Here is an 18832-nt window from a genome sequence, read left to right as displayed (position 1 = left end):
TACATTGTAGTAAAACATCTCTGCCTTATTCGCACAGATCAGAAGTCTTACTGCCAATGGTAATGCTCGTGAAGGCCGCTGTCAATGTGAGCAGATGTAGACAAAAAACGGATACCGCGGGTAGAGGAATGATTCCCACCTTGCGCAGTATCCGCCCACTGTTTTTTATTTACCCGATTGTTCCTCCATAGAAGCGGCTATTTGCATCATTTCCGTAACTGGCAGATTTGCGCTTGTTATCCGGTACTCTACACCCTCGCTCATCCAGGTCAGCGTCTGCTGCTCATCCCCGCTAAGCAGGCCTGCCGTGAAGCCCAGATCGACCAATGTTCCGGGAGCCAGCGACACCGCACGGTCCAGCGGACGGGCTTCCATAATCGTATACTGGTAGACGCCGTCATAGCGGATCAGCACCGCATGGTCCTTGCTGCCTTCAATTTTGTTCGTGTCCTTCAGCTTCACACCGGCCGGAATGTAAGCCGGCTCAATGATTCCGAAGTCGCCCAGCTCGGCCGTAACCGGCTCACCGGCCTGTTCACCATCTTCAGAGACCACCGGATTACCTTCTTGGTCCACTTCCGCCATCGTGTTCTCGGAAGGGCTGCCGGCCGCCATATTCTTCTGCATATCGAAGGAATCTGCTGTGAATTCCGGATCGAACTTGAAGCTGTCGAAGGTCACATTCACCACAACCTTGGCTTCGGAATCCGATACCTGCACCTGCTTCGGCTCATAGGTCTTTTTGTTCAGCCAGATCTTCTGGCGGACCAGCGCACTGCTCTGATAGTTCGCAGCGACCTCGAACACATAATTATCCCCGTCCTCCACGAACTGCCGGTTGTTGTCGGAGACAATTCCCTTCAGCAGCGTCTGGTACAGATACACCTGACCCTGGCTGTCCGGCCAGTCGCTCTGGAAGCGGAAGCTTTTGCCCAGGCTTGGGGTAAGGACGAATACGCCCTCATCATTGCGCAGCACAATCTGCTTCACATCCTTCTGGACGTTCGACAGGCTGATCCGGTAATACGAAGGATTCTTATACCATACCTCCACCTTGTAATCCTGCGGCTGCTCCCCGGTGTACAAGGTCATCGTGCCTGAGCCCTGATAAGCTCCCTGCTTGCTCTCCAGCTTGTCAGACACTTGATTCAGATCCTTGACCACAGAGGCGGCATCCTTCTTCCCGCACCCCGCCAATACTAAGGCCACGCTCATAATGATCGCGAGTACCCATGTTATCCGGCGCATGACATCATCCCCTTAACCTGTTTTGAATGCATTGATTAGTACATGTCTATGAAGGACTTGGCCTCAATATGCAGACGGGCATGACAAGCATGAAGAGAAGTGTTATTCCAGACGCGAATCCGCTCCCGCCACCCGGGAATCTAACAATCTATGTATGGTTCCTCTTATTTCCTTCTATATAGTAGAAACACTATTGCAAAAAGCACCAGCCCGCGATCCCCGCCACGCTCCGGGGTTGCAGTCTGGTGCTCTGATTCATCCCATGCCTCGTACCTGTTCTCTTATCCGCTCCTCAGCGGCTTACCAGTTAATCGACTCTGCGATCTTCAGAACCTCAGCCCGGTCAAGGCCGCGGGTGCTGAGGCCGTACATCACGCCGTTCGCTTCCCAGTCCAGGCTTCTGTCACTGACCAGAACCGCATCCGTCCCCTTAAGCTTCACCTGCTCCACCTTGTCGTCAGTTGCCATTGAAAAGGCATTCTCCTCATTGGCCAAGCGCAGCTGCATCCAGATTCGCTTATCCTTATCTTTGCTAGCGAAGAACAATTCAACAATCTGCCCGCTTACACCCGCCTCGTCCTTATAGAACTCCCCGTGGTCAAAGGCAAAGCCCTCTGGCAGGTATTCCGGCAGCTTCACCTTGAAGAGAGCGTATTGATCCAGCTTAACTGCCTCCTTGACGGTAAACTTCTGCTCTGAAGCTTCCTTGTCAAGCTGCTCCTGCTCGCTCAGGGTAATCAGCTTATCCCCGTCGAAATTGACGATGGCCTCCCCGGCAGCATTGAAGATGGCTTCCGGCATGGGGTTAAACGAGGTGACGGGATTCCCCTCCTGGTCAAATATCTTGCCTTTCCAGGCATCCGGGAACTCCTTAGGGTGGCTCCCATCCATCTGAGCGACCTCAATATGTCCCAGATGGACTGAATTCAGCACACGCTCCAGCATTTCCTGTGCGAACGAGGGTCTGACGAAGGATATACTCACCACGGCTGCCACCAGCAGAGAAGCTGCAATCATCACCGGACGTCTAATCCGTTGTTTGTTCTTCATTTTATCTTCCTCCTGTTGTTTCTGAATGGAGCGGCTTCTCACCTGGCGGAGAACCGCCGCCCGATCGGACTCCCGGGAGAAGTCCTGCTTCGCCAGGTATTCGCCCAGCTCGTGAAGCTCCTGAAGTTCAAACCCTTCCGCCTGTGCGGCGCTCTTCTTGTTATTCATAGCTCTTCCACACTCCCTATTTCAGATTTCAGTTTTCGCATGCTGCGATAGAGAATGACTCCGACATTGCTCTCCGAGATTCCGGTAATCCGGGCAATCTCCGTATTCTTCAGATCCGCCCCGAATTTCAGAGCGATGAGGTTACGTTCCTTCGGGCTGAGCGTGTCCAGCGCATCCTGTAGCCTATCGCTGCGCTCTCTGCCGAGGATGAGCGTCTCCGGCTCTTTTTTGCCCGACACCAGCTCCCGGATACTGTCCAGGGAGAAGAAGCGCTGACGCGCGCGGCTCCGGTAATAATCATTCACTACGTTGCGGGCAATGGCGAACAGCCACACTTCCAGCGGCGCTTTCTCCGGGGAGTAGGCGGGCAGCTTGGATAGCGTCTTCTCGAATACCTGGCTGGCCAGATCCTCAGCGGTGTAACGGCAGCTCACCCGGTAGGCGATATAGTTGAATATCCGTTTATAATAGACTTCGAAAACGGCTGAAAACTCCAGCTCTGTCTCTATATGGGATGAAACCCTGTCATGTATCAAAGGCAGCAATGCGCGCTCTTGCATTCCTTAAGCCCTCCCTTCCAGGCTGAATTTACTTGGCCAAGTAATTTACATGAGCTAATACGCTCTATCTATCAAATCCATTACATATGCAGGCAAGTGGAAACGGCTTTGCCGTCCTTTTATAGGACGGTACCGTTTCGGCGAGAAATAGAAGGATAATGTATAGCGTGAAACCTACATTCTTATATTTCGAAAAAAAGACAGAGGATCTAGCTCCTCTGCCTACTGTAGTTTTTTTAGGAATTACTGGCTATGCGGATTATTGCTGAACGCCATGTCTGCTTTTCTCAAGCGCACTGCTTCTTCTCGGTCAAAAAGTAGATCAGCGCCAGCACTGGCAGTGCCAGCCCGATTAGGGTGGTCAGACTCCAGCCGCCGTAAGCATACGCCCAGCCCCCGAGTGATGATCCCACGGCGCCTCCAATGAAGAAAATCGCCATGAACAAGCCGTTCAGCCGTCCCCGGGTCTCATTGCCCAGTGAATAGATCGCCCGCTGCCCCAGCACCAGATTACCGGACACGCTCATATCGAGCAGAATGGCCGTCAGCACCAGCAGGCCTAGTGTAAGATTGGAGGTATCCCGCAGCAGATAGGCCAGGATAAAGGAGAGAACGGCCAGTGAAATGCCTAGACCGGTCAATAACCGGGTCCAGCCTTTGTCAGCCAATCTGCCCGCAATCGGCGCAGCTACGGCTCCGCCCACACCAGCCAGGGCAAACAGGGCAATTCCTTGCTGGGACAGGTGATACTCGCTGGACAGATACAAGGGAACTGTCGTCCAGAACAGACTGAAGGCACCGAACAGGCTGGCCTGGTATAAAGCGCGGCGCCGCAGCACCGGCGTATGCATGAGCAATGTGCCCAGAGAGCGGAGCAATTGTCCGTATCTCAAGCCGGGAGCGGGCTTCCGGGCAGGCAGGACACGGGCTAGCAGCAGCGTCAGCAGCGCAGTTACGACAGCCGAGACTATGAAGATGGACTGCCAGCCCCAGAGTCCGGCCATGAAGCTGGCAACCGGGCGGGCGAACATAATGCCCAGCAAGAGGCCGCTCATCACATTGCCGACGACGCGGCCGCGATCTTCCTCTGTGGCCAGATAGGAGGCATACGGCACCAGGACCTGTGCAGCTACCGAGCCCAGCCCGATCAGCAAGGAGGCGGCCAGGAACAGCGGTGCATTCGGTGCCAGGACGGATAGCGCCAGGGCGGCCACAACCAGAATCAGCGACATCACAGTCAGCCGGCGGTTCTCGATAATATCACTGAGCGGGACAATGAACAGCAGCCCGGCTACGTAACCGATCTGCGTCAGGGTAACGATTAGCCCTGTCGCTCCAGCGGACAGATGAATGGCCTGCCCGATGGGCCCAACCAGCGTCTGGGTATAATAGAGATTCGCCACGATCAGTCCGCAGGAGACAGCCAGCAGAAATGTGATCCAGCCGGGAACAGCCTTTTGAGTAACAGGGGATACTGATTGTTGTTGCGCAGGAATTCCAGCTTTCATTTGAAGCGCCACCTTCCAGTTTTTAAATACTGAACGCTAAGTACACTAATTAGTTATGAGCAAATAATATACTAAACGTTCAGTATTGTAAATAGGCGATTTTATGCTATACTCCAATTATAGTTGAATCAGCACAGTCAGGAGGGATCACCATGGAGAAAAAAAGAGGCCGCCCGCGCAATACCGAGGCCAAGAACGCTATTCTGAACGCTTCATATGAATTATTGCTGAAGACCGGCTTCGGCGCAGTTACCGTGGAGAAGATTGCGGAGCAGGCCCAGGTCAGTAAGGCAACGATCTATAAATGGTGGCCGAATAAAGCGGCGGTGGTGATGGACGGATATCTGTATGCTGCTAATGCGAGACTTCCGATCCCGGATACCGGTTCCGCCAAGGAGGATATTCTGATTCATGCGGGGACGCTCGCGCAGTTCCTCACCAGCTGGGAAGGTAAAGTCATTACGGAGCTGATTGGTGAAGGGCAATCCGATACCGGACTGGCGGAGGCATACCGGAGCAGATATTTCGGCCCGCGCCGCGAGGAAGCCCGGAAGCTGTTTGAACGGGGGATTGCCCAGGGGGAACTGAAGCAGGGACTCGATATCGGGAGTTGTATCGACTTGGTCTACGGCCCTATTTTTTACCGGCTGCTGCTGACCGGGGGAGAACTGAGCGAGGCCTCCGTCAGATCCCTGGTGTCGCTTGCCCTTCAGGCGCTACAAGCTTGAGGTTCCTGCAAGACTACTATATAAGGGATGGCAAGTTGCAGGCGGATAGGCACAATACAGTATGGGCAGTATGGGCTGTATGAGCTAGGGCTGTAACAGGCTTGTCTTATCTTTGTTAACAGAACGTGACCCGCAGGCGGCGTTTTTCATTTATAATACAAGAGATTGGAATTTCCAGACTCCGGAGGTTATCTTATGAAAAAAATTCTCGCTGCTACTGCCCTTGCCCTGCTCCTCGCTGGCGCTGCTGCGGCATCACCTATAGATACAGCCCTTTCTGCTCCTGCACCGCTATCTCTTATTGTAGATGGACAAGCCGTCCTGCCCTATGCTGCGCCCTTCCATTCCGGCGGCATCTTGTATGTTCCGGCCCGCACGCTGCTGGAGTTCTATCCGATGCAGCTGCAATGGAACAACACCCTCAAGCAGCTTACTCTGTCCACAAGCTGGGACAAGACGATTCTTACGCCCGGTAGCGCTTCCATGCAAGTAACCTATACGCAAACGGATGGAGGATATCAAGAGGATGTGGACTCCCCTGTTCTGCTGAAGGCAGGCCGTGTGTATATCGCGGCAGCCACTTTGGACTCCCTTACGGGAGCTGTTACGGAACTGAAGACCGGAGGAAGCCGGGTTACCGTTACGCCGGGCAGTCTTAGCACAACCGTCAGAGTACCCGCAGCTCCCCTTGCCGTTGCAGAGAATAATCCCAAGGTGAAGCTGTACGCTGCGCTCAAAAACGGCAATACATACAAAGGATTCATTCTTGAAGTGAACGGGAAAAAGCAACACTTCAACTGGACCGTACCCAGAGACTATTCGCACCCGCCTCAGCTCTTCTATGCCGATGTAGATTCGGACGGCAAACCGGAGGCTACGGTTGTGTTCACTCTGGGAACCGGAACCTCGCTGGTTGCACAGGAGGTTCATGTCGTGAAGCCGGAGCAGGGGAAGGAGCTCTCCGTGCCTGCTGCGGACAAGGCGGCTTCTGCTGTAGTATCCTCCAGTATTTCGCTCGATAAGGACGATGTCCTGCTGAAGCTTGAGCTTACAGGATCCGCGCCCTCCAAACTGACGCTGAGACTCCCGGACCGTGCTGAGGACGGCCTGAAGTATTTCGGCAGCAAAGCGGCCATTGGCGCAGTGACTTACTACAAAGTTGAGAATAACAAGCTGCTCGCAGATACCAGCTTAATGGTCGGCATGACCGAGAGTGTCGGTACCCTGAAGCTAGAATATAAGGCAGGCAAGACGGGGATGGAGCTGGGGTCTATTGCTTTTGAGCCGCATGAACGGGGTGAAGCCATTGTGGAGAAATAATCGGCTGCCGGAAGGAGAGGCTTGCCAATGATTGATGCCCATATTCATCTTGACCAGTATGAGGATCACGTAGTGTCCTCCCTGCTGGAGGGACTGCCGGAGCAGGGCATTAAGGCCCTGATCGCGGTCTCCATGAATCTCGCCTCCAGCAAGCGTACCCGGGAGCTCGCAGCCAGGTATCCCGGTCTGGTGAAGCCGGCTTACGGCTTCCATCCCGAGCAGCCTCTGCCTGCGGAGGAAGAGCTGAATGCGCTGCTGAAATGGATTACAGACCATGCGGACAATATGGTCGCTATTGGTGAAATCGGTCTTCCCTACTACTCCCGGGCAGCAGCTGTGGAGCGTGGCGAAGCTTGGGATATGGCACCCTACATTCAGCTTCTGGACAGACTTCTTGGACTGGCTGCACGTTTGGGCAAGCCTGTAGTACTGCATGCCGTCTATGAGGATGCATGGACCGTATGCGATCTGCTGGAGCAGCATGGCCTTGCGCAGGCCCATTTCCACTGGTTCAAGGGCCCCGCTGCTACCGTTGACCGGATGATTAGCTGCGGTTACTACATTTCCTTCACTCCCGATATCCTCTACGAACCGGAGATTCAGGAGCTGGCACGCCGCTATCCGCCGGAGCTGGTCATGGCGGAGACGGACGGCCCCTGGCCGTTTGAAGGACCGTTCGCCGGGCGCACCACCCATCCGGCTATGGTCCATGACGTTGCTGCCGCCTGGGGAGCACTGCATGGATATTCCGTTCCAGAGGCCCAGGCCCTGCTGACGGCCAACACAAAACGATTCTATGGGCTATAGGGCTAGCCACTCTACTTAAGTACAGCATCAGACTTAAATCTGTTAAGGTACAAACTAAGCTATATACTTAAGTGCATTCCGTACAACTAAAACGTTTGATTCACTGCCAAATATAAGTTTAGTTGTATTTCATACATATAAAATGTCTCATTATCCGGGATCTCGCCCACTCGGACCAATTTAGTTGTACAAACTACAGCTAGAAGAGCAAATCCTTCCTTTTGACTGTTTTTAAATGTACATAATACAACTAGCCCTGAATGTCCGCCTCTAACCCGGTCTTTAAAGAGGCAGCCGATCACATTTGTCGGCTGCCTCTTGGATTTATTGAGTTATTGTTGCCTTTTAGCGTAGTGACTATCACTTTTTAGTAGTAACTATTCTCAAAAATCTCCAAGTAAAGTAAACCATTATTCCAAGTAGCATTAAACCAGAGCATTCAATTACTCCCCCTAATGGACTATATTCATGCCCGAATTAGTCCAACAATTAAGCTTCGAAATAATGGATTTTTCATACTAACCTCCTTGTACTCCTCACCTCATTTTACCATTTTATTGTAATAACGATAACTATTCTACCCCTTAGTTTAAAAAGACATCCGCCGGACCAGTACTTCATCTTCTTTGAACTCCATGACATAAATATCCGGCTTGGTCGTCTGTAGTAAGAAGTCCAGACCATATCCCGGGGCAAAATGGCCCATCATCAAGGACATCACCATGCCGTGGGTTCCGATGGCCACTCTTTTCCCTTCATGGGTCCGCAGAATATTCTGCAGCGCCTTCACTGCCCGTGCCTGGCACTCCCGGTTCGATTCCCCGCCCGGCAGGGCATAATCGGGATCGGTGTACATCTTCTGGAGTTCATCGTATAAGCCTTCGTCGGATAGCTGCTGGTTGCCCTCCATCCAAACCTTTTCTCTCAGATCATCGATTAAAATGATTTCCTGCCCCAGCTTATCAGCCAGATCGGCAATCGTATCGACCGCCCGGATATACGGGCTGCTGTACAACACATCTATCCCTTCATCCTTAAGGCATTCCGTGACCTGCAGGGCATCCTCCTCCCCCTTGGGCGACAGGCCGCGCGTCCATTCATCCACCCCGGTACGGAGCGAGTCTCCGTGCCTTACCATGTAGATATAAGTTGTCATAGGCTCCTCCTAATCGTCCATACAGAAATTAGTGATCCGTTAACCTTCTTAGCTACTCTCTACCGCTGGCTGAGCGGCTTTCGCTGTAGACCTCGACACCGGCCAGAGCTGCCGTCTGAACGTCACACCCATCAGACCCAGGAGCAGCTGTAGTAAGCCAATGTTAACAAAAATGCGGGCCGGACCTGCATATTGCACAAGCACGCCGCCCAGCAAAGGTGCCACAATGAGTACCGTGCTGAGGACGGTGTTCTGAATGCCGAAGATGCGGCCGGTCATGTGCGGCGGGGTTTCTTTTTGCAGACAGTAATTGAAAGTAATCATGAATACCCCGTTGCCGATCCCCAGTACAAACCCGATCAGCAGCACCCAAATCAGAGATGCCCCCGGCTGAAGCAGACCCAGCGCTGCAATCGATCCGCCGATCAGGACATACCCAGAACCCAGCTTCCAGCCATAACCGGCTGCTAGTTTCAGCTTGTTCAGGATTAGGATGATTAACACAGCTCCCGCTCCGGTAGCGGCTACCATCCAGCCAAGCAGTGATTCCCGGTCTGGTGCGAACACCCGGAACAGGCTGGTGAATTGAAAGTCGACGACCTGAATGACCAGCGACCCGGCAAGTCCGAACAGCATCGTATTCAGCAGCAGCCGGCTGCGGAGCATGAAGCTCCAGCCTTCCCGCCACATGGTACGGAGCGAAATTTTGTTGTCCGGCGCTTCCGGCTGTTTGCTGTCTTCTTCCTCCGTATGGATGTTTTTTACGGACAGCAGCAGCAGATAAGAACAGCCGCGCAGTAAGGCATTGAGCAGGATGCACCACTGCGGCGTAAGGAAGGCGAGCGCCAGACCGCCGAGTAAGGGGCCGGCGATCTTGGAGCCCTGGTTGACCAGACCGTTGAGCGATGAGGCTTGCAGCAGCTGATCCTCCCTGACCAGACTGCGGGTCAATGACTGCTGGGCCGGCATATTCAGCGTGGACAGCGCGGAGCGCAGGGCCAGCAGCGGCAGCAGCCAGACCATGCTCGGTGCGAACAGCACCAGCAGGGTCAAGAGCGCTGTCAGCAGGTCGCAGGTACGCATCAGCTTCAGCTTGTTCATCCGGTCGGCGGCTACCCCGGCAATCGAGCCGAGCAGAATACTCGGCAGCGCCAGCGCTACCGGGATGAGGGCCAGCATCAGCGGCCCAGCCTGCCAGCGGTAACCGACCAGCACCTGAATCGCCAGTGCATCGAACCAGTCGCCGAAGCTCGCTGTGGCAAAAGCGCTGTACACCCGCATATACGTTTTGTTATGAAGCAGACTGTTTCCCTGCTTGGTTGATCGTTCCATCTGACACTCCTCCAGGTTACCTAAGATCGTAGATGAAGCTCCATCTATGATTCTAAAGTAACGGAGAATTGTCAGAGAATTATCATGGGGTCTCCAGCAGCGGCAGCAGGATGCGCTCCAGAGTGTGTTCTAGTCTGTCCAGGCCACAAGCTTCAAGCTCGGCCGCAAACAGGCTACTATACTTTCGGTCCAAGGCACTTCCGGTCAGGAACATCCGGCAAAAATGATGAATCTTGTACAGTGCATAGAAGCGCAGCGGCACGAATCCCGACATATCCAGCACCTGCAATCCCTCATTGATGAGCCGCTCCCCCTCTGCCCACTGTTCACGGCGCAGCTTCCAGAGTCCCTTCACTACCTTGTAGTTGCCAATCTCCCGCAAAAAGGGTTTGTCCTGCAAAATCCGGCTGACGGCTTCATCCATCCGTTCCAGCTCTTCATCTCCAGCTCCCGCTGAGAGATGGATGAACAGCTCTGTAATTACCGTGACCGGGATGAAATTCTCGAAGCCGGGTCCGGCGATCACCTGGTAGGAACGCTTCAGACGTTCCAGTGCTTTTTCCGGCTGACCTGCAAGGGTGTACATGTCCAGCATCGTCAGAATCTCAAGCTCGGTTTGTTCTGGCGGGTTCAGCAGATTCCGCGCAATCAGGCGCTCGGCGTACGCCACCTTCTCCCTGGGATCACCAATGAAGAAGTAGAACAGATTGAGGTAAAAGAGCCGGTCCTTCAGCGGAATCTCGTCCGTGTGGACCAACCAATCCAAATCTCCCTGCACAAAATGAACAACCATAGAATAATGCGGGTCCAGCTCGTAGCCGAGGATGTCCTGCTGGCGGGCAAGAGTGAGCATGGAGTTCCCCTGACCGTAGACATGGAACTTCATGAACACCTCACGCATCGTGTCCCGCAGCTCCGGGTCATTCGTTGCCGGATTTACCGCTACGCCCGCAAGGCCGCCCGGAATTGCCAGACTGTACCCGAATCCGCGAATCGTCTTAATGTCAATCCCGCCCAGTAACCGCAGCTTCTTGCGCAGCCGGTAGATATGATCGTCAACGGTCCGTTCCACCGGATATTCCATCGGCCACACTTTATCCAGCAGCTGCTCCCGGCTGAAGGTCCGCCCGCGGTTACGGTACAGAAACTGCAGGAGCGCGAACTCCTTGGGCAGCAGCTCTACCGTTAATCCTCCGGCGGATACCTTATATTCACTTCCGTTCAACTCCAGATGCATGGCGGTGCCTCTTTTCTTCTTCTGCTAATGAATCCACAAGTCGATTATATCAGCTTGCACTTGCTTGCACGATATCCCATTCACCCTCTCACTGGCCTATTGTATTCGATTCACAAAAAATCCCCCTACAGTTGCCGCTGTAAGGGGATTTCTCATTACAATATTGATATGACTACAGTCGCTCTAATCGGCCCACCTGTTGACGCGAGGCTAGCCTGCCATATTATTAATGGAGTCCTGCTCCGAGAACACCGAGATATGATCTACCGTTCCTGTTGATTCCGGGATGATGAATTTGAGCTGATACTGCTTGTTGGCCTGATAAATATAGATGTTATGCTCGCCATTCACAGTAGTATCATCCGGCTTGCCGAGTACTTCTTCAATCTGCTCCAGTGTCAGGTTACGCAGGTCCGGGGCGCTGGAGCGCACATCGAAAATCTTGCTGCCCTTATTGAAGCCGATTACCACCTGCTTGCCTGAATATGTGGAATAGATCCCTTTGCCTGCCGATTCCTTGAGGTCCGGCTCTCCCCACGCGGCTTCCACCTCATCAATAAGTCCGGTATGTGCAGCATATTCGACGCCGGGCACCTTGCCCTGCTTAGCAAGCTCCAGCAGCTCCTTCAGCTGCTTGCTCCGTTCCTGCGGGGTGGCGGGAGCCACGGTATCTGCTTCAGCCCCTGCGACTTCAGTTACCGTAGACTCTGATGTGGCTCCGGCGGCGGCTTCAGGGTCAGCAGTTACAGGCTCTGCGCCCGCAGCAGCGCCGTCATCTGTACCGGATTCGCTTACCTGCGCACCTTCTGCTGCCGATGAAGCGCTATCCCCTGGCTGTACAGTTGCTGTAGCCGCAGCCGTATTGTTAGGCGATGGTTCCGTTTTGCCGGAATTACAGGCTGTAAGGCTGAGCATCGCCCCAACGATAAGAATACCTGTGATTGTTCTAATTGATGTAGTCATGATGCCATCTCCTTCGTTATGGGAACCATCCTCTTTTGTCTAAACTGTACCCTATGACGAAGCGCCTTTAACAAAGGTTGCAGGTACAGATCTCCTGATCCAGGTATTATACTCATTGCCTTATGCTATGAATTTCCCTGTCTGATCACGGTCCAGCGCCGTTTTGTTCACCACATAAGTACGAGCCATCAGATCATGCAGCGCCCGTTTGCGCTGGGTGAATGCGACGAACAGGCAATCCACGATCACTACCCAGCCAAAAAACACATTTATATCGGCCGCAAGCGGACTCCAGTTCACCAGACTGCTTGGTATGGCGGATAACGCCTCGGTATTCAGACTCACAACCACTGCCAGGAAGCTGTTAACAATAATAAAACTATCCCTGATCAAAGCCTGCTTGATCACAGGATATCTTCCATTCTCATCAACGATTCTTGCCCCCAGAAGCAGCCTGCCCGGCGTCCCGCCGTATCGGACAACCATAAATATATTGAACGCCATAAGCAGTACAAACTGTATAAAAAGCGGAAAAGCTGACCCTGCAGACTCTGCCGCCGGCACTGAAATCCTGGTCAGTAAATAGGTAGGTAGGATAAGAATAAGTGAGTCAATGATATTAATCAGCACTCTTTTCCAAAAGCCTACAAAATCGTATAAATTAAGTTCTTCCTCGATCCACGGCTCCATACTTTCACCCCTCACGCAGAAGTAGTCTCATCATTCATGTCCATGTCCATAACCCCGGCAGCACAATCAGCAGCAGCGCAACGGCAATGAGACTCGGGCCTCCCATATAATCGAATTAATCACTCGTTTCCCGCACACTCTTCCCCTGCACATACCTGCCCACATGCTGCAAAATCTCACGATTCTCCTGCACGATGATCCGCTTAGCCTGATACTGTTCGGTTAATGCCATGATCGCAGGAATACCCTCCCTCCTGAAGCCGCGGTTCCATTCCAGCAGCATCACCCGGAGATACTTGAACGACTGCTTATAATTCCCTTGCTCCAGCCCCAGCCTGGTCTTCATGAACCTGCTGATGACCCGGGCATCCTGTACATAAGCCTTAGGCCGAATCAGAAAAATCAGATCCGCTTGCCGGAAGCTTTCTGTTCCCCACTGGTAATGTACGCCCTCTATGATCCACGACTCCGCATCCATAGCTTCCGCGAGCTTGGCATCCCGTACCTCCGGGGAGTTCTTGGTGTTGTCCCTGCGATCCCAGACAAAATTATCCGTTTCATAGCACGGAATTCCGTAACTTTGAGCTAATTTCCGGGCGATATACGTCTTCCCGCTCCCGCAGCCGCCTATAATACGTACTCTAATCTTCAGTCCCTCCCCTGGCAGATCAAGAATATAACAAATCTCTCTCATATTACTATTCTCTATGTATCCTGTCACTCTAGTCCACCTGGTGAAACATTGAAGCCAGCCCATCAATAATCGATCGGCTGGCTTCTGGAGCCGCAGTATACGGCGGCATGTTGGTTGGATCATCTGGCCTTGCGCAGCGCCCTGCTACTTTATAGCTTCACTACTCCCTCTTTAGCATTCCAGCTGAACGGCAGGCCGAACAGCGGCGTTAAGCTGCCCAGTGGAATATACAGGCGCCCGTCTATACTTTTGGAGGCTAGCATCTCCACCGTTTTGCCGTTCACTTTTGCCTTCGTGCTAAGCGGCTTGTGAACTGCTGTATTCTTGCCTATTGTGATGATGAGCGCTCCGGTTCCCGCCTCCTGCATCAGGCTTCCGCCCAGCAGCTTCACGGATTCACTCAGTGGAATGTACACCCGTGCATCCTCCAGCAGGAAGGAATTCTTCACCGGCAGCTTCTCCCCGCCCTTGACAAAAGCTCCCGCAATCATCGTAGATCCCAGACGGTAGCCGTTCTTCTCGGCAATGCTCGCCATCTCAAGCCCGGAGGTTGTAATGATTACCCGGGTATTCTTCTTAATCTTCGGATACAACCAATGAATATCGTCATTATGCATGCGGATGCATCCGGCGCTGACATATTTACCGATAGAGGATTCATTGTTGTTGCCATGAATGGCGTAGGTCGTGCCGTAAGTGTCATTGACCTCCAGCCCCAGCCAGCGGTCCCCCAGCGGATTGGCCGGATCGCCTCCGGGAATCTTCTCCTTGTAATAGGGTCTGTTCTTGATTTTGACCACCATCTTGAAGCTGCCTTCAGGCGTCAGGCTTTTCGTTTTACCGGTAGCGACCGGAAAAATCTTCACCAGCTTGCCATCGCTGTAATACGCCAGTTTGTTCGTTTTTTTGTTCACAATGATCAGATCTGAGGAAGACGATGCCGCAGCAGCCGATCCTGTGAAGCATGCGGTCAAAAGCATAATAAATACCAGTGTAAGTGCGATACTTTTCGGGAAATACTTTCGAATCCGGCTTGCCTGTTCCTGCTGATTCATGGTTGCCCCACCTCCGGGTAATGGATGATCCTGGATTGTCTTTTCTACATAGACGTTCATTTGCCGCAATAGTTGCAGAGCAGCCTGTACCTATTCTTATCAACTCGTCCCGCCCGGAGTGACGCAACGTTTGCAATATTGTAACCGTTCTGGGCGGAAGCGCCTCCCTTGCAACCGAAGCGTGAATATTCGCCAGCCCCATCAGAGATAATAAGCCCGCATGACCATAACACCCATCTCAAGGAGGTCAACTATTTTGAATACCAACTCATCTGCACAGATCCGGGAATGCGAGCAAATCGTTCAGCAGCTGATGGCACAGACCCAGCAGGGAACGCAGAATTACCAGCAGCTTCTTCAGCAGGAGCAGCAGGATGCCGCCAAGCTCCAGGAGCTTAGCCAGCATAACAGCAAGGCCATTCAGATGATCCAGCAGGCGCTGCAGGGCCATCAGACCGCGATGCAGCAGCTGCAGCAGATCTCGCAGTCGGTCAGATCGATGGAGCAGTTCCCGCAGACTTCCGGCTTCAATACCCATACAAGCATTCCAAGCTTCAATTCCGGGAACCAGATGGGACTAATGCATTCTATGGAACAGAACCAGCCAATGGGTCAGAGCCACAATACAGGAATGGGAGGGTATAACTCCTCCTTTAGCCCATCCTTCGCTTCAAACAGCCAGCCGGTGAACTCACTGCATAGCCCGATCAACGCGGGGATTAACCACCAGCCGATGCATACGCCAATGCAGGCACCGATGTCCGCAGGCTCCTCCTATAACGCTCCAATGAACCAGGGACGAAGCTTCCTGTAGGAAGAGCGGGGAGCATAGGCAGCTTCGCTTGAACGGCTGTTTTGTATGCTAAAAAGGGTTCTCTCAGACCGCAGCAGCGGAAGCTGAGAGAACCCTTTTGGCGTACCCGCCCCGCCATGAACGGCCCGCGCCTCGTCTAGACTACCAGCCTGCCGGTCTTCTCCGCGAGCCCAACCGTCGCTTCCACCCCGGAGTTGAACTCCAGATAATCGCTCTCCACTCCATCGCTGAAGATCACGCCGTCCTCGGGCATCTGCGAAGTGATGCGCAGCGGCAAACTGCTGCTGATTCTCCCGAATACCAGCTCTGCTGAAGTCGTCCGGCTTGGAAAAGGCTCCCGCACAGTGAAATACAACTCCGGATGATTCCAGGCCAGCCCGCTGCCCGCACTGACTGCGGCAACCTCCGCAGACACCCGGGCTGTCTGTTCAGCAGCTGCATCCTGCATTTGTGTGGCACGGCTGACGATACCTGCGGCTCCGGCGAGCACACTCTTGAGCCAGCCCGTGGAGCCCAGGCCGGTCGAGACAATGATGCCGCTGGAGGACTGCTGCTCCAGCTGCCCGTTCAGCTCCAGCTGATACCGGGCCGAGACATGGGTCCGGCGGCCGATGAACAGATCGTTCACCCCGTACAGACTCTGCCCGTCATTCAGCTCCACCTTGGCAAGGGTAACCTCACGGACCTGGCGCTGGGCGCGCAGCACCTCACTCACCACTTGCCGCACCTCCTTGACTCTGAAGGGCAGCAGCACGCCATCCCAGCGCAGCGGGTCAGGATTCACTCCGATCAGCGGCTGCTCCTGAAGGTATTTCAGCGTATTGGCGACCAGACCGTCCTGACCCAGGACCACTACGGTATCCTCAGCCCCGAAGATGAAATTCGGCACATGCTGCCGCTCCAGCACCTGGAGCCGGCCGATGGCGCTGAGCTCGGTCACTGCGGTCTCCACCGCCTTGCGGTATTGGAAATCCTCGCTTAAATAGTCGCTGAAATCGGCTCCCAGCCGTTCAATATAGAACTGGGCCTGCTGGATTGTGTTGTAGCGGACCACCAGCTCCTCCAGGCGTGTCTTGCGCTTGATCAGTATGATTTTGTTCTCCGAACCCCGGCTGCTCATCGTCCGTTACCTCCTCTTTCTGCTCCGGCTCCACCTCCTGCCGAGCCGGCCATGATTCCTTGCAGCAGATCCGGTGTAATGTTAAGCTGGCCGATCTTCCCGGCATTCACCGCCAGCTCCTGGAAGGCGATGGCGATCAGCTTATCCGGGTTCATGCCGACATTCGTCAGCGCCTGCAGGACGTTAGGCGATACATTTTGCAGCGAATTCATTACCGCCGTCAGCTCGTAAGCCTTGGCATCCGCTTCGGCTCTCTTATTCGCTATGGCCAGCTCAATCAGCGCCTGCTTCTTCTCCTCCAGCTCCGTATCAAAAATCAGCTGCTCTTCCTTCATCTCATTCTGCTTCTGCTTCGCAGACCGGTCAGAATCAAGCAGCGCCTCACGCATCTGTCTCTTCTTCGTCTGAACGGCGATCTCCGTATTCAGCTCATTCTCCTTCACCCGCCGCTCCTGCTCAATCGAAGCATTGCGCCGCTCATATAGCGCGTTATCCGCATTACGGAGCATCTCCTCTCTGGCCTGCGCTTCCAGGGCCCGTAGCGTCTCCTTATTCGGTACAATCGCCAGAATGGACAGGCCCATCAGCTCAATACCCAGCTTCTCAATCTCAGCACTCTGGCCGATTTCATGGGTAATCATCTTGGCAAGACGTTCACTCGACTGGATTGCCTCCTTCAGCGGGAGCTGCCCGAGCTGCTTCTTGGTCAGGACCTTGGCGATATTAATCACCCGCTGGGCCAGCTTGTGCGGATCGTCGGAGAGATAGGTGTTCTTTTTGAGATTATAGGTGTAGTTGAGGATCTGGGTGGTCTTGCGGTAATCGACAATCCGGTAGGTCAGCTGCCCCTGGACGGTTACCGTCTGATAGTCCGCCGTAATTTCCTCGAACATGAATGGAACATCGATTGAGGAGACAGGCACGACAACCACCGAAGTTGTCGGCGCATAATAATGAAAAGAGAGACCGACCCCTTCACGCACTACCTTGCCATTCTTCACCTTGAGCACATAATCACTAGGCTGAAATTTCACGAACCGGAATCCAAACATGATCATTACCTCCTAGGGGGTGTATTCTGAGTCATCTGTTGAGCAAAGGTGAACTCAGTTATTAATTAATTGTTATTATTAATTTGTTATTAACAACATCATAGCAGACCTCCTTGATAATATCAATATGTTATTAACAAAACAGGCAAAAAAATATTGTACATATTCAAATCCTGCCTCGTGTTTTGTCCATTGAGTAACAACTGGCTATAATTTATGATGGTCTAAACGATAATGATTATCATTATTGGTAATCACAATACCTTTGGGAGGCATACATACAATGAACAAGACTCGACAACCCTTCGCTATCCTGGGCATGCTCTTCCTGATGGGCACTTTACTGCTCGCCTGCAGCAGCAATAAGAATAATCAGGGGAGTAGTGCAGCAACCACCGCACCTGACGCGCAAGCCACTGCTGAAGCTGCAGCTACCACCCGTTCACACACGGATTACAAAGGCCATACGGCGGAGATTCCAGTGAATCCGCAGCGGATTATCTATTCCGGAGAAACGTATGGCGATCTGCTGGCACTTGGTGTACAAGCCATCGGCTATCCGCTCTCCATGGGGGAGGGCCAGGTCTTCGAGGACAAGCTGACCGGAATTGCAGATGTCGGGTTCCCGATCAATCTGGAGAAGACGCTGGAGCTTCAGCCCGATCTGATTATCTACGCCGGTATTGATGAAGCTGATTACGACGCTCTCTCCAAAATCGCTCCAACGATTATCTTCGATACCTTCGCCCCCCTGAAGGAGCGGATGCTGGATATTGGAGATATTTTAGGCAAGAAGCAGGAAGCGGAGACTTGGCTGGCCCAGTATCAGGCGAAGGAGGATGCGATGTGGGCCCAGCTTAAGGCTTCGGGGATGAAGGACGGTGAGACCGCTTCGGTCTTCACTTATTATCCGGGGGACCGGCTGTTCGTAATGGCAACGACGGGCCTCTCGCAGGTACTGTACGGAGAGCAAGGCTTCAAGCCTACCCCGGCTATTCAAAAGGTGCTGGATGCCGATATGGGCTTCCAGGAAATCTCACTGGAAGTGCTTCGGGAATACGCCGGAGATCGTATCTTCCTGCTGACTCCGGTAGCAGACGAAGCCAAGCAATCGACCGGCAATCTGCTGAAGAGCGCGGTGTGGAACAGCCTGCCTGCCGTTAAGAACGGCTACGTCTACACGCAGGACATCACGAAGACCTCCAGTGATGCTACCACCAGAGAGTGGCTGCTCGGCGAGATTCCTACCATGCTGGGCAAGCAATAATTCCGGGGCAGACAGACTGAAAAGCAGCTTATCAACGCCTGTTGATAAGTTGCTTTATTTTAT

At 53.3% G+C, this 18832-nt stretch carries 18 protein-coding genes; 5 read left to right on the top strand and 13 right to left on the bottom strand.

What is annotated here, in order from left to right:
- Positions 1-165 precede the first annotated feature (165 nt).
- The 4 genes from MKY86_RS04170 to MKY86_RS04155 form a co-directional block, all read right to left on the bottom strand.
- Positions 166-1248, bottom strand: coding sequence for a LolA family protein (locus tag MKY86_RS04170; protein ID WP_076079571.1), 1083 nt, complete (start codon positions 1246-1248; stop codon positions 166-168).
- Positions 1249-1548: 300 nt separating this feature from the next.
- Positions 1549-2466: a DUF4367 domain-containing protein gene (locus tag MKY86_RS04165; protein WP_076079570.1), complete on the bottom strand. Its 918-nt coding sequence runs from the start codon at positions 2464-2466 to the stop codon at positions 1549-1551.
- Complete coding sequence (locus tag MKY86_RS04160; RefSeq protein WP_076079569.1) at positions 2463-3026, bottom strand: sigma-70 family RNA polymerase sigma factor; 564 nt, start codon at positions 3024-3026, stop codon at positions 2463-2465. Before MKY86_RS04160 ends, MKY86_RS04165 begins: the two co-directional genes overlap by 4 nt.
- Before the next feature lie 287 nt (positions 3027-3313).
- Positions 3314-4534 carry an MFS transporter gene (locus MKY86_RS04155; RefSeq protein ID WP_083685152.1) on the bottom strand — a complete coding sequence of 407 codons (1221 nt, stop codon included), beginning with the start codon at positions 4532-4534 and terminating at the stop codon, positions 3314-3316.
- Positions 4535-4686: 152 nt separating this feature from the next.
- Here MKY86_RS04155 and MKY86_RS04150 point away from each other — a divergent pair, with 152 nt between their 5' ends.
- From MKY86_RS04150 to MKY86_RS04140, 3 genes are all read left to right on the top strand, one after another.
- Positions 4687-5262, top strand: a complete 576-nt coding sequence (locus MKY86_RS04150; protein ID WP_076079568.1) for a TetR/AcrR family transcriptional regulator — start codon at positions 4687-4689, stop codon at positions 5260-5262.
- Positions 5263-5457: 195 nt separating this feature from the next.
- Positions 5458-6582, top strand: coding sequence for a stalk domain-containing protein (locus MKY86_RS04145; protein WP_076079567.1), 1125 nt, complete (start codon positions 5458-5460; stop codon positions 6580-6582).
- A 27-nt stretch (positions 6583-6609) separates the two neighbouring features.
- On the top strand, positions 6610-7389 hold the full coding sequence (locus MKY86_RS04140) for a TatD family hydrolase (RefSeq protein WP_076079566.1): 780 nt from the start codon (positions 6610-6612) through the stop codon (positions 7387-7389).
- A 589-nt stretch (positions 7390-7978) separates the two neighbouring features.
- Here MKY86_RS04140 and MKY86_RS04135 read toward each other — a convergent pair.
- The 7 genes from MKY86_RS04135 to MKY86_RS04105 all read right to left on the bottom strand — a co-directional run bounded on the left by MKY86_RS04135 (position 7979) and on the right by MKY86_RS04105 (position 14516).
- On the bottom strand, positions 7979-8545 hold the full coding sequence (locus MKY86_RS04135) for a histidine phosphatase family protein (RefSeq protein WP_076079565.1): 567 nt from the start codon (positions 8543-8545) through the stop codon (positions 7979-7981).
- A gap of 48 nt (positions 8546-8593) precedes the next feature.
- Positions 8594-9877 carry an MFS transporter gene (locus MKY86_RS04130; RefSeq protein WP_083685149.1) on the bottom strand — a complete coding sequence of 428 codons (1284 nt, stop codon included), beginning with the start codon at positions 9875-9877 and terminating at the stop codon, positions 8594-8596.
- Positions 9878-9959: 82 nt separating this feature from the next.
- A complete protein-coding gene (locus MKY86_RS04125; protein ID WP_076079563.1) occupies positions 9960-11114 on the bottom strand; it encodes a winged helix-turn-helix domain-containing protein in 1155 nt (384 codons plus the stop codon).
- A gap of 210 nt (positions 11115-11324) precedes the next feature.
- Positions 11325-12077, bottom strand: coding sequence for a YjgB family protein (locus MKY86_RS04120; RefSeq protein ID WP_076079562.1), 753 nt, complete (start codon positions 12075-12077; stop codon positions 11325-11327).
- Positions 12078-12197: 120 nt separating this feature from the next.
- Positions 12198-12767 carry an RDD family protein gene (locus tag MKY86_RS04115; RefSeq protein ID WP_076079561.1) on the bottom strand — a complete coding sequence of 190 codons (570 nt, stop codon included), beginning with the start codon at positions 12765-12767 and terminating at the stop codon, positions 12198-12200.
- Positions 12768-12882: 115 nt separating this feature from the next.
- On the bottom strand, positions 12883-13488 hold the full coding sequence (locus tag MKY86_RS04110) for a hypothetical protein (protein ID WP_340826277.1): 606 nt from the start codon (positions 13486-13488) through the stop codon (positions 12883-12885).
- 122 nt (positions 13489-13610) lie between these two features.
- Entirely contained in the window at positions 13611-14516 is a 906-nt protein-coding gene (locus MKY86_RS04105; protein WP_076079560.1) for a L,D-transpeptidase family protein, read from the bottom strand.
- 256 nt (positions 14517-14772) lie between these two features.
- Between MKY86_RS04105 and MKY86_RS04100 the strand changes: the two genes are divergently transcribed.
- Entirely contained in the window at positions 14773-15330 is a 558-nt protein-coding gene (locus MKY86_RS04100) for a hypothetical protein (protein ID WP_076079559.1), read from the top strand.
- 136 nt (positions 15331-15466) lie between these two features.
- Here MKY86_RS04100 and MKY86_RS04095 read toward each other — a convergent pair whose 3' ends face one another.
- Together MKY86_RS04095 and MKY86_RS04090 are read right to left on the bottom strand one after the other, a co-directional pair.
- Positions 15467-16450, bottom strand: a complete 984-nt coding sequence (locus MKY86_RS04095) for an NAD(+)/NADH kinase (RefSeq protein WP_076079558.1) — start codon at positions 16448-16450, stop codon at positions 15467-15469.
- The gene (locus tag MKY86_RS04090) at positions 16447-17502 is read right to left on the bottom strand and encodes an SPFH domain-containing protein (protein ID WP_076079557.1); all 1056 of its coding nucleotides are present in this window, start codon (positions 17500-17502) and stop codon (positions 16447-16449) included. The genes MKY86_RS04095 and MKY86_RS04090 overlap by 4 nt, the downstream gene beginning before the upstream one ends.
- 283 nt (positions 17503-17785) lie before the next feature.
- On the opposite strand from MKY86_RS04090, the gene MKY86_RS04085 reads away from it, so the two are divergent.
- A complete protein-coding gene (locus tag MKY86_RS04085) occupies positions 17786-18769 on the top strand; it encodes an ABC transporter substrate-binding protein (protein ID WP_076079555.1) in 984 nt (327 codons plus the stop codon).
- Positions 18770-18832 lie beyond the last annotated feature (63 nt).

The sequence above is a fragment of the Paenibacillus sp. FSL R7-0333 genome (genome assembly GCF_038000365.1).
GTDB classification, from domain to species: Bacteria; Bacillota; Bacilli; order Paenibacillales; family Paenibacillaceae; genus Paenibacillus_AQ; species Paenibacillus_AQ silagei.
The sequence above is the reverse complement of the archived record's forward strand: the minus strand, read 5'-3'. Positions and strand labels throughout refer to the sequence as shown.

What these genes read in the sequence shown, in the direction of transcription:
- MKY86_RS04170 (WP_076079571.1), bottom strand. Translation starts at nt 1,248, where the DNA reads ATGCGCCGGATAACATGGGTACTCGCGATCATTATGAGCGTGGCCTTA.
- MKY86_RS04165 (WP_076079570.1), bottom strand. Translation starts at nt 2,466, where the DNA reads ATGAATAACAAGAAGAGCGCCGCACAGGCGGAAGGGTTTGAACTTCAG.
- MKY86_RS04160 (WP_076079569.1), bottom strand. Translation starts at nt 3,026, where the DNA reads ATGCAAGAGCGCGCATTGCTGCCTTTGATACATGACAGGGTTTCATCC.
- MKY86_RS04155 (WP_083685152.1), bottom strand. Translation starts at nt 4,534, where the DNA reads ATGAAAGCTGGAATTCCTGCGCAACAACAATCAGTATCCCCTGTTACT.
- MKY86_RS04150 (WP_076079568.1), top strand. Translation starts at nt 4,687, where the DNA reads ATGGAGAAAAAAAGAGGCCGCCCGCGCAATACCGAGGCCAAGAACGCT.
- MKY86_RS04145 (WP_076079567.1), top strand. Translation starts at nt 5,458, where the DNA reads ATGAAAAAAATTCTCGCTGCTACTGCCCTTGCCCTGCTCCTCGCTGGC.
- MKY86_RS04140 (WP_076079566.1), top strand. Translation starts at nt 6,610, where the DNA reads ATGATTGATGCCCATATTCATCTTGACCAGTATGAGGATCACGTAGTG.
- MKY86_RS04135 (WP_076079565.1), bottom strand. Translation starts at nt 8,545, where the DNA reads ATGACAACTTATATCTACATGGTAAGGCACGGAGACTCGCTCCGTACC.
- MKY86_RS04130 (WP_083685149.1), bottom strand. Translation starts at nt 9,877, where the DNA reads ATGGAACGATCAACCAAGCAGGGAAACAGTCTGCTTCATAACAAAACG.
- MKY86_RS04125 (WP_076079563.1), bottom strand. Translation starts at nt 11,114, where the DNA reads ATGCATCTGGAGTTGAACGGAAGTGAATATAAGGTATCCGCCGGAGGA.
- MKY86_RS04120 (WP_076079562.1), bottom strand. Translation starts at nt 12,077, where the DNA reads ATGACTACATCAATTAGAACAATCACAGGTATTCTTATCGTTGGGGCG.
- MKY86_RS04115 (WP_076079561.1), bottom strand. Translation starts at nt 12,767, where the DNA reads ATGGAGCCGTGGATCGAGGAAGAACTTAATTTATACGATTTTGTAGGC.
- MKY86_RS04105 (WP_076079560.1), bottom strand. Translation starts at nt 14,516, where the DNA reads ATGAATCAGCAGGAACAGGCAAGCCGGATTCGAAAGTATTTCCCGAAA.
- MKY86_RS04095 (WP_076079558.1), bottom strand. Translation starts at nt 16,450, where the DNA reads ATGAGCAGCCGGGGTTCGGAGAACAAAATCATACTGATCAAGCGCAAG.
- MKY86_RS04090 (WP_076079557.1), bottom strand. Translation starts at nt 17,502, where the DNA reads ATGTTTGGATTCCGGTTCGTGAAATTTCAGCCTAGTGATTATGTGCTC.
- MKY86_RS04085 (WP_076079555.1), top strand. Translation starts at nt 17,786, where the DNA reads ATGAACAAGACTCGACAACCCTTCGCTATCCTGGGCATGCTCTTCCTG.